Origin of the sequence: Brucella pseudogrignonensis, assembly GCF_032190615.1 — a bacterium.
Lineage (GTDB): Bacteria > Pseudomonadota > Alphaproteobacteria > Rhizobiales > Rhizobiaceae > Brucella > Brucella pseudogrignonensis_B.
In genome coordinates this window covers 643,602-660,122 of sequence record NZ_JAVLAT010000002.1, presented here as the reverse complement: position 1 = coordinate 660,122, position 16,521 = coordinate 643,602, and the positions used below count along the sequence as shown (strand labels likewise).

Genomic DNA, 16,521 nt, shown 5'->3' with positions numbered 1-16,521 from the left:
AGAACTTAAATATATTTTAAAAAATGACAGCTCCTCGCGCATAAATTACACCGCGAGGAGCTATAAATTCAAACTTAATAATGAACCGACAAAGAATCGATAGGCGTTGTCTTTGGCGGCGCAAACTTTGTCAGATTGATACCTTCTACTGCCGAGCGATATTCTTCGATGCTTGGTGTACGGCCCAGGATGGCAGACAGAACCACCAACGGTGTGGATGCCAGCAAGGATTCCCCCTTCTTCTCTGCGGTATCTTCAACAACGCGGCCCTGGAAAAGACGGGTGGAGGTTGCAAGAACCGTATCGCCTTTTCCAGCTTTTTCCTGATTGCCCATGCAAAGATTGCAGCCCGGACGCTCCAGATAGAGAATATTCTCATATTCGGTGCGGTTGGCAGTCTTTGGCTTCGCATCATCGAATTCAAAGCCAGAATATTTCTGAAGAATTTCCCAGTCGCCTTCGGCTTTCAGCTCATCAATGATGTTGTAGGTTGGTGCTGCGACAACAAGTGGAGCGTTAAATTCAATCTTGCCTTGTTTCTTTTCAAGGTTCTTGAGCATCTGGGCTACGATTTTAATATCGCCCTTGTGAACCATACAAGAACCAACAAAACCTAAATCAACTTTCTTGTTGCCACCGTAATAGGAAACCGGGCGGATGGTGTCATGGGTATAACGACGCGAGACGTCGGCATTGTTGACGTCCGGATCCGCAATCATAGGCTCGTTGATTTCATCAAGATCAACAACAACTTCAGCAAAATACTTTGCATTATCGTCTGGTTTCAGCGCAGGCTTTTCGCCCGAACGGATTTCGAAAATACGTGCATCTGCCTTGTTGATCAGACCTTGTAATGTTTCAGCGGCATTATCCATGCCCTTGTCGATCATAATCTGAATACGTGATTTTGCTATTTCAAGCGATTCAATCAGTGTTTCATCTTCAGAAATACAAATCGAAGCTTTGGCCTTCATTTCCGCTGTCCAATCGGTGAAGGTAAATGCCTGATCCGCCAGCAATGTGCCGATATGGACTTCGATGACGCGACCCTGGAAGACGTTGTCACCATGCTGCTTGAGCATCTGCGCCTGTGTTGCATGTACAACGTCGCGGAAGTCCATATAAGGCTGCATCGTGCCTTTGAATGTTACTTTAACTGATTGCGGGATCGGCATGGTTGCTTCACCAGTTGCAAGTGCCAGTGCAACGGTGCCGGAGTCCGCACCAAAAGCCACGCCTTTGGACATGCGTGTATGGCTGTCTCCGCCAATGATAATATCCCAGTCATCGACAGTAATATCGTTCAGCACTTTATGAATAACGTCTGTCATTGAATGATAAACGCCGTTCGGATCACGTGCTGTAATCACGCCAAAATTATTCATGAAGCGCATTAGCTTCGGAATATTGACCTGAGCCTTTTTGTCCCACACTGATGCAGTATGGCAGCCAGACTGATAGGCGCCATCAACCAGCGGCGAAATGACAGTTGCAGCCATCGCTTCCAGTTCCTGCGCAGTCATCAGGCCGGTTGTGTCCTGCGAACCGACGATGTTCACTTTTACACGAACGTCTGAACCGGCATGAAGAATTTTGCCCGGAGTGACACCAACAGCGTTGCGATTGAAAATCTTCTCAACTGCGGTAAGGCCCTGATTTTCTATCGTAATTTCTTTGTTTGGTGCAAACACTGGTGTTGGTTCGATGCCCAGCGTCTGTGCAGCAAATGTCTGGAGCTTCTTTCCAAAGACGATAGCATAAGAGCTTCCGGCCTTCATGAACTCCATCTTCTGCAGTGTGAAGGAAGATGCGACATCAACCAACTCACTGCCGTTTTCATCACGAAGTTTTTTATTTTTAGTGTCGATATTTAAAATAGTGCCTGTTTCAACGGAGAACTTTTGTTCAAGAATCGGGTTTCCATCATTGTTGAGGATCGGCTTGCCATCTTCACCAGTCTTCTTAACCCAATTTTTCAGGTTGATGCCGATGCCGCCCGTCACGTCAACAGTCGTCGCAAAAATTGGCGAGATGCCGTTGGTGCCAGCGACAATCGGTGCGAAATTGACAAAGGGCACGTAAGGGCTGGATTGCTTTCCTGTCCACAATGCTACGTTATTGACGCCTGACATACGCGACGAGCCAACACCCATTGTACCCTTTTCAGCGATCATCATAACGCGTTTGTCAGGATGCTGCTTTTGCAACGCCACAATTTGCTGCTGCGCTTCCGGCGAAATCATGCACTGACCATGTAACTGACGGTCGGAGCGGGAATGCGCCTGATTTCCCGGCGACAGAAGGTCGGTTGAAATATCGCCTTCAGCGGCAATGAAAGTTACAACCTTGATTTCGTCATCGATGTCAGGGAGCTTGGTGAAGAACTCTGCCCTCGCATAGCTCTCAAGAATGTCTTTGGCGACCGGATTTTCTTTTGTATAGGCGTCACGCAGACGGAACATATCCGCGTCGTAGAGGAAAACCTGTGTTTTCAGAACATCGCCGGCTTTGGTCGCAATTGAAGCATCATCACCCAATGCGATATCCAAAAGCACTTCAACCGATGGCCCGCCCTTCATATGTGAAAGTAACTCGAGAGCGAAATCAGGCGTTATTTCCGGAACGACGGTTTCACCGAGAATAATTTTCTTCAGATATGCAGCTTTGACGCCTGCTGCACTGGTTGTACCCGGCAACGTGTTATAAATGAAAAAGTTCAACGCTTCTGCACGATGTTCATTCGCGCTGTCATCAATGAGGGCAGTGATTTCCGCTGTCAAGGCGCCATCATCAATCGGCTTCGGAGCGAGCCCTTGTGTTTCTCTGCTTTTAATTTCAGCGAGGTAATCCAGATACAGGGTCATCGTAATCCCAACGTCATTATGTTGCACGGCTTTGAAGGACAGCGCCGCCAAACGAGAATTTCAATCTGGCGGTTTATTATGGGTTTCGCGTACGCCAATCAAGGCCAGCTGACAAGATGCCGCATTTCAGCAAATAGTCGTAAACTTGCTAAAACGGGAATTTACAAGGAACATCGTATTCCACTTGTTCAAGTTACGCAGGCATAGGCCGCCCACTGAATAACTTCAAATTTTATCTGCCAAAGACTCATAAAAATGAAGCTATTTACGGGCAAAGCCGTTCAACCACGAATTCAGAAGTGAAGCGTTCAAAGTAACTATTCTACCATACACTGCACAGCGCTATTTCAGACGACCTTGGCAGCAACAAGCGCAAATCCCCTTTAGGACCTTTGTGATAAATTTCTCCGGCACCTCAGGTTACCGCGATAATTGACTTTATTTTTAAGACGCCAAAGGAAATGTACAATTCCGGCGAGCCCATCAATATCCGTGAAGCTACCCTGTCGACCCAAACGAACCGTTAAGCAAATTAAGTTGGCGTAGTTTTTGGATAAGATTTTATATTTTCCGCAGCGTATTTCACTGACTGGCTGGATATCTTACCCTGCTACGATTGATACCGTTCGACTATTCTTCATTTCATCGAGCGGCACCAACAACATTTATTACTCCATATTGCCATTCAAGCCGCGTCACAGTACTCAGCTATCTTAGAAAGAACACTATTTAATCCAATGTATACGGGATCGAAATGAGGCGCAAAGGGTGATTATTCACTTTAACGACGTAACTGTTCAATATGCTGAACATACAGCGCTTTATCCACTCACGATATCTATCTCCGAAAAGAGGATAGGTATTGTCGGCTTGAACGGATCAGGAAAATCAACCTTTGCACGGCTTATAGCGGGCCTTGAAACAGTATCCTCTGGAAAAATTACTAAAGAAAATGTGCGCCTTAACGGGCGCGTGAGCTATATTTTTCAAAATCCGGCCAACCAGATCATAATGCCTACCGTACAGGAAGACATTGAATTCGGTCTTAAAAACCTTGTGGCAGATAAGAAAATGCGTGCAGAAGTGTCTAAAAATATGCTTTTGCAATTAGACGCCGAGCATCTGGCATCTCGTCGTGTGCACGAACTTTCTGGTGGCGAGTTACAACTTGCGGCCTTAGCATCAGTGCTGGTCACCAAACCAGAACTTATTATATTTGATGAACCAACAAACCAGCTTGATTTTAGAAATCGTAGAACTGTTGATCGGACCATTCACGGACTACCGCAGCAAACAATTGTCATCACCCATGATTTACAGCTGGTTGAAAAATATGACCGCGTTCTTGTTTTTCATGAGGGAAGACTCGTCGAAGACAACTGCCCTTCAATTGCCATTGCCAGATATTTGGAAATAGCAAATTGATTCGCTCTCTTTATATAGATGGTGAGGGCTTACTTTATAAAACACCCATCAAACTGAAATTATTATTATTATTTTCGATAGGAATTATTTTATATGTTACAAATAATTTTCCGTTACTGATATCGATATGCATCTTTTGTGGAATTATCTATTTTTCAATTCGGCAATCGCTTGTACCGGCACTAAAGCGATTACTTCCGATCTTTATAACTATTTTGATAGTTTCCTTATTTAGCTTTTTTCTCAGAGACAAAGAAGAAGCAGTTTTTCAATTGCTGAGGCTGACAAGTTTAATGCTTTTTGCGGCAGCGATAACTGCAACCACGAAGATAGGCGAATTCATTCAAGCAATTACAGATTTTTCCAAACCACTTGAACGGATCGGCATTGCCAACGCTGAGGATATTGGTCTTGCAATTGGATTGATTTTGCGCTTTGTACCCGAAATCTTGACACGCTACGAAGCAATACGAGACGCACACAAAGTGCGCGGATTGAAACTACGCCTCTTAACGATACTGCCGTCACTTATTATACTCACACTGCAGCAAGCTGATCAGATTGCGCAAGCGATCGACGCAAGAAATTTGCGGTCACGCTGAGAAGTCATCGAAACGAAAAGTGAAATCATGCACACCAAAGATATCGTTTTTGTTTCGCTGTTTGCCGCAATCATCGTAGTTTTAGGCCTTATCCCTCCGATCACCCTCGGTTTTATTCCGGTGCCAATCACCGCTCAATCATTCGGCGTCATGCTCGCCGGCATGGTTCTTGGTGCTAAGCGGGGCGCGATTGCAGTCTTGTTGGTAATCACTCTTGTGACTATAGGGATGCCGGTTCTTTCAGGTGGACGGGGCGGACTAGCCGTCTATACAGGCCCAACTGTCGGCTTTTTTATCGGCTGGGTTCCTGCTGTGTTGACCACGGGCTTTATAGCACAAACCTTTATCAAACGGTCCCAAACTAATATTATACAGTTGGCAGGCTTTGCAATTGCGTCAATAGTCGGGTGCGTTATCGTGCTATACGCGGTGGGTATCATCGGGGTTATGTTGATAACGGGACTTTCATTCTATACAGCTCTGATAGGAGCTATGGCATTTATACCGGGAGACATTATCAAAGCGGTATTAGCTGCCATTGTTGCTCGTTCCGTTTTGATAAATTATCCTGTTTTACCTCAACAGCGATAAATCAATTATTTTCTGCGCATCATCAAAAGCCATTCAATTATACAATGTTTCGCTGATAGCTGATACTGATGTGGTCACCATTGGTGGATAACTGGCACATGTCTCGATCACATCCAGACTTATTAATGAACAGCGCCGTCATCTTAGGCGGTGCGCATGGTTCACTTGCTTTAGCACGAAGCTTGGCAAAACTAGATGTAAAAGTATTTTATATCACCAACGACAATCCCTTAACTCAATGGTCACGCCACATAAAAAAGACCATTTTTTGGTCCGGACCACAAACAGCTAATGCGGCGGAAGAAATCCTTCAAATCGCTAAATCATTTGATCTGAACGGTGCGTTACTGATCCCCGCAGGTGATCAAGATGTAAAATTTGTTTCTCAAAACACCAAAATTCTTTCATCGACATTTGCGCTTATAACGCCGGAATGGGAACAATTAAGGTGGCTCTGTGACAAGCCTAACCTATATAAACGCGCAGCAGAATTACAAATCGCCCATCCAACAACTTACAAGATCACCGCTTTAGGCGATATTCACGAACAGAGCTTTCGTTTTCCGGTTGTACTGAAACCCAATATGGGCGGAGGCAACAGTGCCCTAGCTAAAGCTAAGGTGATAAGGGTTGATGACAAACCCTCCCTCGTTAAAGTTTATGTTTCTGCGAGCCGTGAACTGGGAGCAGAGAATATAGTTATTCAACGCTTAATCCCTGGTGATGGAGATACACAGCTATCCTATGCGGCTTTCTGGCATAAAGGTGCGCCAATCGGGGAGTTCACCGCTCAGCGAAGTAGGCAGTATCCCGTTGACTTCGGATTCACGAGTACGTTCGTAGAGACCATCAATTCACCAGAAGCCATAGACGCAGCTCGCAAAATTCTGAGTTCCGTTCATTATAGCGGGTTGGTCGAAGTGGAATTTAAACGAGACCTCACCGATGGTAGCCTCAATATTCTGGATGTGAATCCCCGTCCCTGGTCATGGTTCGCTTTGAGCAGTGTCACTAGCTCAAACCTTACCACAATGCTGTGGGACGCCGTGAATAATCGCGCGCCACAACCTGAAGTGCTGATGCAGCGTAACGCAGCTTGGATATATTTATCTCGAGACATAATAGCTGCCACTATACTAATAAGCAGAAGAAAGCTAAAGCTCAGAACCTATCTAGCGTCATTGCTCAAAGTTAAAGCATGGGCAGCGTTTTCATGGAGCGATCTAAAGCCCGGCTTCGCTGATCTTCCTATAACCGTCTATCGGGTATTAAAACGACGTATTTTCAATTAATGAAATAGAGTTTTCAGAAGGATCGGTCCAATGTGGCCTTTACACGCCGCTAAAAACGCCCTGAAATATAGTCTAATCAAGGGTGGACTGGAACTGACGTCTAATCCTCTTATGCACCGTCTTTTTCCTGAGGCAGGTGGGCGGGGCTTGATATTTACTCTTCATCACGTTCGACCTCAACAAGACAAAATATTTGATCCCAACGATATACTTTCCATCACACCAGATTTTCTCGAAGTTTCTATTCGCGTAGCCTTAGAACAAGGCCTCACTCCAGTTCACCTACATGACCTGCCAGACTTACTTAACAATACTACAGACAAGAGAAATTTCGTCGCCTTCACACTTGACGATGGATATAAAAACAACGCAGAATTTGCGGTACCCATATTTCGTAAGTTCAATATCCCTTACACTATTTTTATAAGCCCAGGCTTTGTCGACCGCAGCCGGACAATCTGGTGGGAAACAGCAGCCGCACTGACACGTGAAGCGAGCTCTTTTCGTTTTGACTTTGGCGCTGGAACAGAAACAGTACAATGCCAAACTTATACTGAAAAATTTACGGCCTTTCAGCGGTTAGCTAATCTCGTTCAATCCATTAACGAAGATGTTGCTGTCCAAAGGATCGACAACGCCGCACGGGCAAATCAAATTTCCCCGATAAATATCGTAGACGAACTTATAATGAGCACCTCAGATATCCAGTCACTGGCGTCCGATCCATTTGCTCACTTTGGCGCGCATACCGTAAACCATATTAATCTAAAGCGGGCCACTTCCATCCGTTTAAAACAAGAAGTAGAGGATTCAATAAGTCTCCTAAACCAAATAACGGGCCAGACGCCGCGCTCATTTTCTTATCCTTATGGCTGGAAGACCGCAGTTAGTGAACGTGAATCAAATGCTATTGCCGATGTTGGCATTCGTGTAGCTGTCACAACACAACCGGGCATCCTGACCTCAGAAAGCCTGACGCAACTTACAACATTACCGCGCGTTTCACTAAACGGTCGCTTCCAGAAGCGCCGTTATGTAAAGGCACTGATTTCTGGAATACCATTCAAATTAATAAAATAGAGTTGATCACTCTTATAAAACTAAAATACAATATATTTTTTGAAAAAATAATACTCTTACAAATAATATATTAATATTACTCATAATTATTTATAAGAAACACAACAATTTTATAAAAGCCAACCATTTTATCTGTTTCATCACAGTTTTTGATGGTACGATACTTTCTAAGACTTGGAGTGATGCATTAAGGGGTAAGTTCCACACGGCAGTGCCACGATGACTGAGGCAATTCCGCGGCCAATACGAAATAGTAAACAGAGCCTAAGAGGGCTCTCGAAGCGTTGCGGCATCAATCAGAAGACAGTTACGAAGTGGCGTAAACGCAATTCCGTTGTCGATCTTCCTGCAGGACCAAGGGAACGGCGTTCAACGGTACTGTCGGTTGAAGAAGAGGCAGTTATTTTTGCCTTTCGCAAACACACACTTCTGCGACTTGATGATTTCTCTATGCTTTGCAGCCAATCATTCCGCACCTGACACGTTCATCGCTGCATCGTTGTCTCCAGCGCGATGGCGACATCTGGCTGATGAATAGGGCAAATGGAACGGCGTTTTCCGCCGATCTCGACACTGGGTTGAGACCGGCGTGTTCGAAGCAATGGTTCAAGTTCTGGCTGATCTGGCCGAGCAGGATCAAAACGCCGTCATGATCGACAGCACGATTGTCCGAGCGCATCATTGTACGGTCGGCATAAAACGGGACTCAGGAGATCAAGTCGTTTGGTCGATCATGCGGCGGCTTCACCACCAGGCCCCATGCTTGCTGCAATGCAAAGGGCGGCCGATCAGCTTCGTGCTGACGCCTAAGACGCATCCTGAAAAGTGTGAAACGGTTTTCGGAACAAGATGCGCGTAAAAACAAAGAGATAGAGCATTTCGAATGTTTCAATGAAAACTGGAAATGCTCTAGGCAAAGTCATGATACCCAAGGCTTTGCGCCCTTATTCGGGATGATCTCCGATCGGATTGAAGCTTTCCTCGCCGACAAGGATTACAATGCCGACGCCACTCGCGACGAATTTGCCAGCACTGACGTCGAGGCCGCCATCCCCTCAAAAAGAAACAGCCACGAGCCAATCACACACGACGAAGCCATGAAATCCTGTCTTGGCTTCGTCGTCATAGCCGCAGTCAAACTATGGGTACATTTTGTCCACGAGCGCTAAATTACTCTGCTTTATTACTCCTTACGGATAATTAAGAAGCTTCGCTACTTCAGTAGAGCATCAGTCACGTCGACATTGTCGAGTGCAGACAATTTATCCAGCGGTGCCAATTTCAGCTCATTCACGGCAAAGAGCCGTGGCAAATCGAACTTTATAAAGTTCAACCCGTCGTACGTGCGGATATAAAATTCGCTCTTGTTCAGGTCTGCGAGAACCGTCCATGACGTATATTCTGTCTCGTACTCCTGCCCGGGCTTCGACGGCACCGATTCAAAATCCAATCCACCCGATTGCGGACGATCAATCGTAATACCACGCGGACGGTCAAAATTATTCATTATATGACCGAGCGATTTAATCGCGTTTTCAGGCTCAGGTTTTTCCGCATAAGTGGCGTAGTAAGCGGCGCGCACGAAACGGCCTACCGATGTGTTGGACGCAGGCAATCCAGCGGTAGCAATACCAGGATCTGGCTGAGAAACCTTGAGATCACCAAACTGGCCAGTCGATTGATCAAGATTTGACAAAAACGTGTAGTTATTCAGGTTGGTCAAATGCCACGTAAATTCAGGACCATTGGTCATCACACCAACAGGATTGTCGTAGACATTTTGCTTTTCGCTTGAGAATTCAATCACAATCGATTTCCCACCACTGTCATGGACGACAAAGTGGAATGGCGTCTTAGCGCCATGCAAAGGCGCAAGCGATGTCAGAATAACCGTATTTTCGCTTAAGCTGGCCTTTACTTTTTCAGCGCTGTCAAACTGTCCGAGAACCCATGATCCGAGGTCAATTGCAGCAAGCATTGCCTTGGTCTTAGCAGCATTATCGGCAGGTCCAGAAGCACCAGCATAAGCCAGAACGCTAAACGTCAGCCCCTTTTCATTGATGCCTTCGACGATCTTCAGATCCTCAATCGTTTCATTTGGGACAACAATTGCAAAGATTGCATATTTCGATTCATAGTTGAGCGGATCATGCCCATCAACGGCAGACGTAAACTGATGACCACGAGGAATAGACGCGGCCAAGTATGGCAGCTCTAACGACAGCTCCATCGTACGACCTGCATAGGATCCTGCTTTTGCGTCTTTGAACAATAGCGCAGTACAGGCAAGCCATAAATCATGTGAAGTCTGAAAAGTAGGCAAGTCGGTAAAAAACGGCAAAACATTTGACAACAAAGACACTTTTCATCCCCTTTGAAATATCAGACCTTTTCGAGGCAGCAGCCCAAGCCCTTAAGAGCTACCAGCTGTGTATATTGCATTCAAGTGATAAGAGCCGCGTATTGAAGGAATATGGTTCTGACTGCCACTTAATAATAAATATCACAGCACCATCATTAAATATGCGCGTGCTATCACGCGAAAGAAGATCATACGGCTTGCAGTCGAGGCTGGCTTCCCGTAACTCTTTTGTGGGGTAGGAATCTGTCTCATATTGCACGCATATCTTACGGAGACCTATTGCGTTGTCTGGGCCATCATTCTCTTTGTTAGGGGCATATTTCCCATCGTGGATGCTTTGTCTTCTCGTCGCGATCGTTATCACAATATTGCTGCGCGTGGTGTTTATTCGTCTTGGCGTAGACGACATCCTGCCATTTCGCTTGACAGCTTATACTGCAATCGTCATCGCGATCGCCTGCGGCCTCGCGCTTTTTGTGTATGGGCGATAACATGACAAGCAACGCTTACAACAAAAGAGAATTCAGTATCGTTGGTGTCGTTCTGACGGGTATATTGATTATTGTCGCCGTCGTGATGGGGTGGCTTTATCTTCGAGAAGCACACAATAATCCATTGTCGGATGACGCCGTCATCGGCGCAAATATTGTCAATATTGCTGCGACGGTACCGGGCAGAATTATCGCTATTGATGTGCAGGAAAATCAGGCGGTCAAAAAGGGAGATAAGCTCTTTTCTATTGATCCCGTGCCGCTTCAGCTGCTTGTCGATCAAACAACGGCAGATCTCGCAATTGCCGAGGCAACACTTGATACGCAACGGCGAGCCGTAAAGGCGGAATCGCAAAACGCACTGATCGCTGATCAGCAGGTTGCGCGTGCGCGCACCAATCTCGATCTCGCAGAAGCCACGCTCAAGCGTCTCGAAGCATTAAGCCCAAAGGGCTACGTAACGAAACAACAAGTTGATGATGCCCGTACCCTGCGCAACGATGCGCAGATCAGTCTCAGCCAGGCCGTCAAACAAGCCGAGGCCGCCAATACTTTGGTTGGAACGCTTGACAGCTCTCAAGCTCTGGTACGCGCTCGACAGGCAGCACTCGCTCTTGCGCAGCATAATCTTGATAACAGCGTGGTTTACGCGCCGCATGATGGACGCGTCGTTGGTGTGCGTAATGGCACCGGGCAGATCATTGCACCGGGCCAATCTGTTTTCACATTGATTGATACCGCAAGCTGGTATGCTTCGGCAACTTTCCCGGAAACCGAACTTACTGGCATCAAAGTGGGCGATTGCGCGGAGGTCCGCATTATGGCTGACAGCTCAATTGTGGTTAAAGGTGTTGTCGAGGGTATTGGCTGGGGCGTATCCTCAGAAGACCTGATCAACATTCCGCGTAGTCTGCCTTATGTTCCAAAGAACCTGAATTGGGTTCGCATCGCGCAGCGCTTTCCGGTCCGTGTAAAACTGATTAATCCGCCCGCAGAGCTGACCCGTTCTGGTGCCTCGGCCGTTGTGACAGTGTTAAATGGCAAAAAGTGCTGACAACACACTGCGCGGAGCGGTTCGCGAAACCTTAGCGGACCTTGCGCCTTTTCCGGGTCGCATGGCAACTTCATGGCGCGTCGCAGCTGTTTGCGCGCTGGTCGCTGGCATAGCAATGATGTTCCACATCCCGGAATCTGCGATCAGTTGTTATCTCGTCATCTTTTTGATGAAGGCAGATGGTGCCGAAAACACCATCGTTGCGACAGCGGCGGTTATAGCAATTACATTGCTCGTCGCCATGATGATCCCCGTTCTGCAATGGACTATTGAGTCTGCTCTTTTGCGCATACTGGTGATGATTCTCGTCTCCTTTGTGTTTATTTTCATCGGTGCGGCCAGCAAACTTGGTGAAGGCGGTAGCATTGTTGCCTTGATCATCGCGTTCATTCTCAGCCTTGTGAATGAAGTTCCAATTAATGGCGTCATTTCTTTCGCACTGCGCTATGCGTGGGAAATGGCCATTCTACCGATGTTTGTCATCGCGGGTTTCTGCCTGTTTTTCGGACGCTGGAGCTTGACGTTGCTGCGCGAAGAAATGCGCGAGCGATTGCTGGTTGCAAAAGAAGCCTTGCTTCAGAAAACGTCAGCAACCACTGAAGCGCTAAAAGAAAAACTGGGCGCAGCCAATGATGATGAAAACAAGCGTTCGATGCTTGTTAAAATCCTCCATCAAACAACTACAGATAAAGCCGCTAAAATCCAATCGGATATTCCGGCTTCTTATCAGCTGTTGTTTGCAGTCTCCGCACTTCCGGCTGACACTTCTGATGAGAGCAAGAAAGAATATATCGAGCACATTGATCAGATGGTCACAGCTCTCGATAAGGGCGAGGCACTGCCTGCGCCTAAGATTGAGCTAAATACATCGAGTAGCAGACAAGAAGCAGGTCTCCTGCAAGCGCTTCGCAACATTGCGGGTAGCGAGAAGACTGCATATGGCAAAGGATCAGGCGATAGCTTTTTTGCCGCCGATGCTTTTACCAACCCTGTTTATCAGCGCTTTGCGCTCAAAACAACACTGGCTGCTATTCTGTGTTATATATTCTATGCCGCTATCAATTGGCAGGGCATCCATACGGCCATGGTCACATGCTATGTCGCCTCAATGGGAACTGCGGGCGACACCATCCACAAGTTGACTTTACGTATTACCGGTTGTCTCATCGGTGCCGTCATCGGAATTGGGTCGCTGATTTATTTGATGCCGCAGCTTGAAACTGTTGGTGGCCTGATGGTGCTGGTGTTCATCGTCGCGCTTTTGGCGGCATGGGTTACTGCTGGTAGCGAAAAAGTGTCTTATGGCGGCGTGCAAATCGGCCTGGCTTTTACACTGACGGTTTTGCAAGGCTTTGGCCCGACAACTGACATGGATACGGCACGTGATCGTATTATCGGCATTCTGGTCGGCAATTTTGCCGTCTATATTGTTTCGACGCTCATCTGGCCTGCGCCTGTGGCAGCAGTTATCCGCCAAAAGCTTTCCGATACAGCTCGAAAAATTGCACAGATTGCATCCGCGCAACCGGATGACCGCATGAAAATGATTGCAACGGCAGCCGAAGCTGAGCGTCTTTTAGACGAAGTGCGCTATTGTTTTTATCTATTGCCCTTTGAGCCATCTGGGCTGCGACCGTCATCAGAGCTCGAAAAAACATTTGATGTTGCTGTCACGCAGCTTGCCTCGTTGAACAGGGAAGTCTACTTCTCATCTGAGGCAATCCCGGATGCTGCTGAACGATTGAATATATTGTCTGCGCAACTCGGGTCTGTTGGTGTACAAGGAGATGGCTTATCTGCCGATCAGACTCCTCCCGTTGCTGGCGTTGAAGATATTGGGGCAAAACAGATCGATATGCATCTTACACATCTGGAAACAGCGTTGGCGGATGGTAAGGCATGAAAAAACTTGCACAGCTGCGATCACCAATACTTCCTTTGCTCCTAGCGTTGTCGCTTGGCGGTTGCGCTACGGATGCGCTTAAGCTCGCGCCCGAAGCGTCCGACAAGCCCTGGAAAGAAAATAAGAACGGTGGCGCGCCAGCCAGCACTCCCGACGGGGTGAAAGATTTTAGCGTTCCGGCCAATCCCGAACTGGCTTTGATTTCAAGCCCAGTCTCGGTGAACACACAGTCGGAATATAATCTTGCGCAATTAATCGATCTTGCGCAGCGCAGCAATCCTGCGACCAGAAGCGCATGGGAACGAGCACGACAAGCAGCTCTTGCTGTCGGCATGGTCGAAGCGACCATGTTGCCGATCATAACGGCCAACGTCATTGGTGGCGTTCAAAAGACGTCCACACCTGTCGATGTTCCGTTAATCGGCGAGCGCACGGTTAACACGACACTACGCGGCGTAACCCCCAATATTGCTCTGCAATGGCTCGTATTCGATTTTGGACAGCGCGCGGCTTTGGCCGAAGCTGCTAAGCAAGTTTCATTTGCGGCCAATGTGACTTTCAATGCTTTGCATCAGAAGGTCATCTTTGATGTAACCCGGACGTACTACGAATATAGCGCGGCTGTTGACGGCTATCGCATCGCTCAACAGACATTGCGCAACAGCAAAGCCGTTCTCGCCGCTGTTCAGGCTAAACTGAATGAAGGTCGTGCAACAACAGTTGAACTCGCACTTGCACGTCAACAGGTCGCGCAATCCGAACTGCGCATTGTACGTGCAGAAGGCCAACAGCAAGTCACCTATCAGGCACTTCTTGCAGCGATGGGCGTCAATGCAATGGTAAAGATCAAGGTCGACGGCTCTGCGAACCATAAGCTGCCGGCGAGTTTTGATGGTGTTACCCAATCGGTTCTCGAAACCGCTTTGTCACGGCGCCCTGATCTGATAGCAAGCTATGCTGCCCTCCAGGCGAGTAAGTCAGGCGTCAAGGTGGCTCAGGCTGAGTTCATGCCGAAAGTCTTTGTAGCGGGCGCACTCTCGTCAAGTTCAAACAGTTTCAATGCCGGCAGCCTGCCATCCATCGGCAACCAAACGTCAGCGCTGGCATTCTTGTTGGAGCCACAGTGCCGCTCTTCGACGGTGGGTTTAGAGCCGCGCAGTTGAAGAATGCGCAGTCAACACAAAGTGCAGCAACTGAGACATTCCGCAGAGTGCAGCTTGATGCCGTTGCAGAAATAGTCTTGGCTTCCAATGCGCTGAGAACCGCGCTTGCGGCCAATAAAGCGGCGGGTGTTCTTGTTCAAACCTCGGCAGTTGCTTTTGATGCAGCACTTGAGGCCTATAAAAATGGCCTAGGGACAATCACGATTGTGAATGAAACCAACAATGCGCTTTTGGATGCAAAGCTTGCGCAGACGGACGCACAGGCCGCGTCGCGCATTGCAGCGGCTAATCTCGCGTTTTTCACCGGCGCACTGACATCCAGCAAAAGCCTTGCCGGTGTTTCGAATGATTTATAAGTTTAGTGAGCCCGACATGGATTGCCAGAAGTCTTAATGTAAGGCCATCAAGCACTTTCAGCTCAACTGTTCTGACTGCGGGGATTGAATGTCGAAATACTGGATAGCCGCTGCAATCGCTGTTCTTTTTGCCATTACGGCATTTACCGCGTGGTTTCTGATGCGCCACAGGCGCGGCTGGTCACGCAGCATATCCGTTCATGTCGTTTTTGTTGGGATGATGTTTGGCGCGATCCTCACCATCCGTCAAATCGCCTTCATGCTGCTTGAGGATTATCATATCACGGATATTACGCCCGATATGATCAAGACAGCATCAGTGTTTGCGATGGCGCTGCTGACGATGCAGCAGCTTTTCCAGCTCATCAACCGCCTTACGCATAGCCAGATTGCACGTGGCAATGACGTCACATCGGCGCGGATGGTTGCGCGTATTCTGAAATTAGCAATCTTTGTGGTCATCATGCTGATTTTCGGCGAGCATTTTGGGATTGGACTATCCGGATTGCTTGCATTTGGTGGCATCGGCGGTATCGCGATTGGCGTCGCTGGCAAGGACATGCTGAGCAATCTCTTTTCCGGCGTTATGCTCTATTTTGACCGCCCGTTTAGCATCGGCGATTGGATCAGTTCTCCTGACCGCGACATCGAAGGCACAGTCGTTGAAATTGGCTGGCGTATCACCAAAATCACGACATTTGAAAACCGCCCGCTTTATGTACCAAATGCTGCGTTCTCAACAATCAGCGTCGTTAATCCGGGTCGCATGACAAACCGGCGCATCACCACGACTGTTGGCTTGCGTTACGAAGATGCTGATAAACTCGCGGCTGTCGTCGAAGACATCCGCAACATGTTGAAAAACAATCAAGATATTGATCAAACGCAGTCTTTGCTTGTTTATTTTGATGCTTTTGCCGATTCATCGCTCAACATTATGGTCTATTGCTTCACCAAAACGACAATCTGGGCCGACTGGTTGGCGGCACAGCAAGAAGTTTACCTGAAGATCATTGAAATCGTTCATGCGCGCGGTGCCGATTTCGCATTCGCTAGCGAAACGCTTTATATGCAGCCATCAGACGATAAAAAAGACACGAAAGAACCCGATACCCTGCACTCTTTACCAAAGCAAGTAAGACAAGATAAAGCTGATTGAATAAATACGGTATCCGCACGTGTAACGGCTGAATTGTGATACTGATTTCTGGTGTTGTGGTTTTGTTGGGATGAGTTTGCCTTTCGGGTCTTTTGTCATCTATCAGAAACGCGCATAGCCCGGCAGCATTTGCATCGGGCTTTCTGATTTTATTTCGGATTTTTGGTTGCGCGGCTCGC

At 47.5% G+C, this 16,521-nt stretch carries 14 protein-coding genes and 1 pseudogene; 13 read left to right on the top strand and 2 right to left on the bottom strand.

The annotated features are described in order from the left end of the window. Positions 1-74 precede the first annotated feature (74 nt). Positions 75-2,864, bottom strand: coding sequence for a bifunctional aconitate hydratase 2/2-methylisocitrate dehydratase (locus tag RI570_RS14440; protein ID WP_313829245.1), 2,790 nt, complete (start codon positions 2,862-2,864; stop codon positions 75-77). A 768-nt stretch (positions 2,865-3,632) separates the two neighbouring features. Between RI570_RS14440 and RI570_RS14435 the strand changes: the two genes are divergently transcribed. The 7 genes and pseudogenes from RI570_RS14435 (at position 3,633) to RI570_RS14405 (ending at position 9,023) form a co-directional block, all read left to right on the top strand. Next, positions 3,633-4,289: an ABC transporter ATP-binding protein gene (locus tag RI570_RS14435; protein WP_313829244.1), complete on the top strand. Its 657-nt coding sequence runs from the start codon at positions 3,633-3,635 to the stop codon at positions 4,287-4,289. Next, entirely contained in the window at positions 4,286-4,891 is a 606-nt protein-coding gene (locus RI570_RS14430; RefSeq protein WP_313829243.1) for an energy-coupling factor transporter transmembrane component T, read from the top strand. Before RI570_RS14435 ends, RI570_RS14430 begins: the two co-directional genes overlap by 4 nt. A 27-nt stretch (positions 4,892-4,918) precedes the next feature. After that, complete coding sequence (locus RI570_RS14425) at positions 4,919-5,482, top strand: biotin transporter BioY (protein WP_313829242.1); 564 nt, start codon at positions 4,919-4,921, stop codon at positions 5,480-5,482. Between the two features lie 98 nt (positions 5,483-5,580). Continuing rightward, on the top strand, positions 5,581-6,774 hold the full coding sequence (locus RI570_RS14420; RefSeq protein WP_313829241.1) for an ATP-grasp domain-containing protein: 1,194 nt from the start codon (positions 5,581-5,583) through the stop codon (positions 6,772-6,774). A gap of 30 nt (positions 6,775-6,804) precedes the next feature. Next, positions 6,805-7,854, top strand: coding sequence for a polysaccharide deacetylase family protein (locus RI570_RS14415; protein WP_313829240.1), 1,050 nt, complete (start codon positions 6,805-6,807; stop codon positions 7,852-7,854). Positions 7,855-8,073: 219 nt separating this feature from the next. Next, positions 8,074-8,372, top strand: a pseudogene (locus tag RI570_RS14410) (IS481 family transposase); the annotation flags it as partial. 309 nt (positions 8,373-8,681) lie between these two features. Further along, entirely contained in the window at positions 8,682-9,023 is a 342-nt protein-coding gene (locus tag RI570_RS14405) for a hypothetical protein (protein WP_313829239.1), read from the top strand. 44 nt (positions 9,024-9,067) lie between these two features. Here RI570_RS14405 and RI570_RS14400 read toward each other — a convergent pair whose 3' ends face one another. Continuing rightward, a complete protein-coding gene (locus RI570_RS14400; RefSeq protein ID WP_313829237.1) occupies positions 9,068-10,216 on the bottom strand; it encodes a linear amide C-N hydrolase in 1,149 nt (382 codons plus the stop codon). 284 nt (positions 10,217-10,500) lie between these two features. Between RI570_RS14400 and RI570_RS14395 the strand changes: the two genes are divergently transcribed. From RI570_RS14395 to RI570_RS14370, 6 genes are all read left to right on the top strand, one after another. Continuing rightward, positions 10,501-10,707, top strand: coding sequence for a YtcA family lipoprotein (locus RI570_RS14395; protein ID WP_313829235.1), 207 nt, complete (start codon positions 10,501-10,503; stop codon positions 10,705-10,707). A gap of 1 nt (position 10,708) precedes the next feature. Further along, positions 10,709-11,761 carry a multidrug transporter subunit MdtN gene (gene mdtN, locus RI570_RS14390; RefSeq protein ID WP_313829234.1) on the top strand — a complete coding sequence of 351 codons (1,053 nt, stop codon included), beginning with the start codon at positions 10,709-10,711 and terminating at the stop codon, positions 11,759-11,761. Beyond that, positions 11,745-13,664, top strand: coding sequence for an FUSC family protein (locus RI570_RS14385; protein ID WP_313829232.1), 1,920 nt, complete (start codon positions 11,745-11,747; stop codon positions 13,662-13,664). The genes mdtN and RI570_RS14385 overlap by 17 nt, the downstream gene beginning before the upstream one ends. Further along, entirely contained in the window at positions 13,661-14,827 is a 1,167-nt protein-coding gene (locus RI570_RS14380; protein WP_313829231.1) for a TolC family protein, read from the top strand. The genes RI570_RS14385 and RI570_RS14380 overlap by 4 nt, the downstream gene beginning before the upstream one ends. Next, entirely contained in the window at positions 14,788-15,183 is a 396-nt protein-coding gene (locus RI570_RS14375; protein WP_313829229.1) for a TolC family protein, read from the top strand. Before RI570_RS14380 ends, RI570_RS14375 begins: the two co-directional genes overlap by 40 nt. Before the next feature lie 88 nt (positions 15,184-15,271). Further along, a complete protein-coding gene (locus RI570_RS14370) occupies positions 15,272-16,342 on the top strand; it encodes a mechanosensitive ion channel family protein (protein WP_313829228.1) in 1,071 nt (356 codons plus the stop codon). The last annotated feature ends 179 nt before the right edge of the window (positions 16,343-16,521 follow it).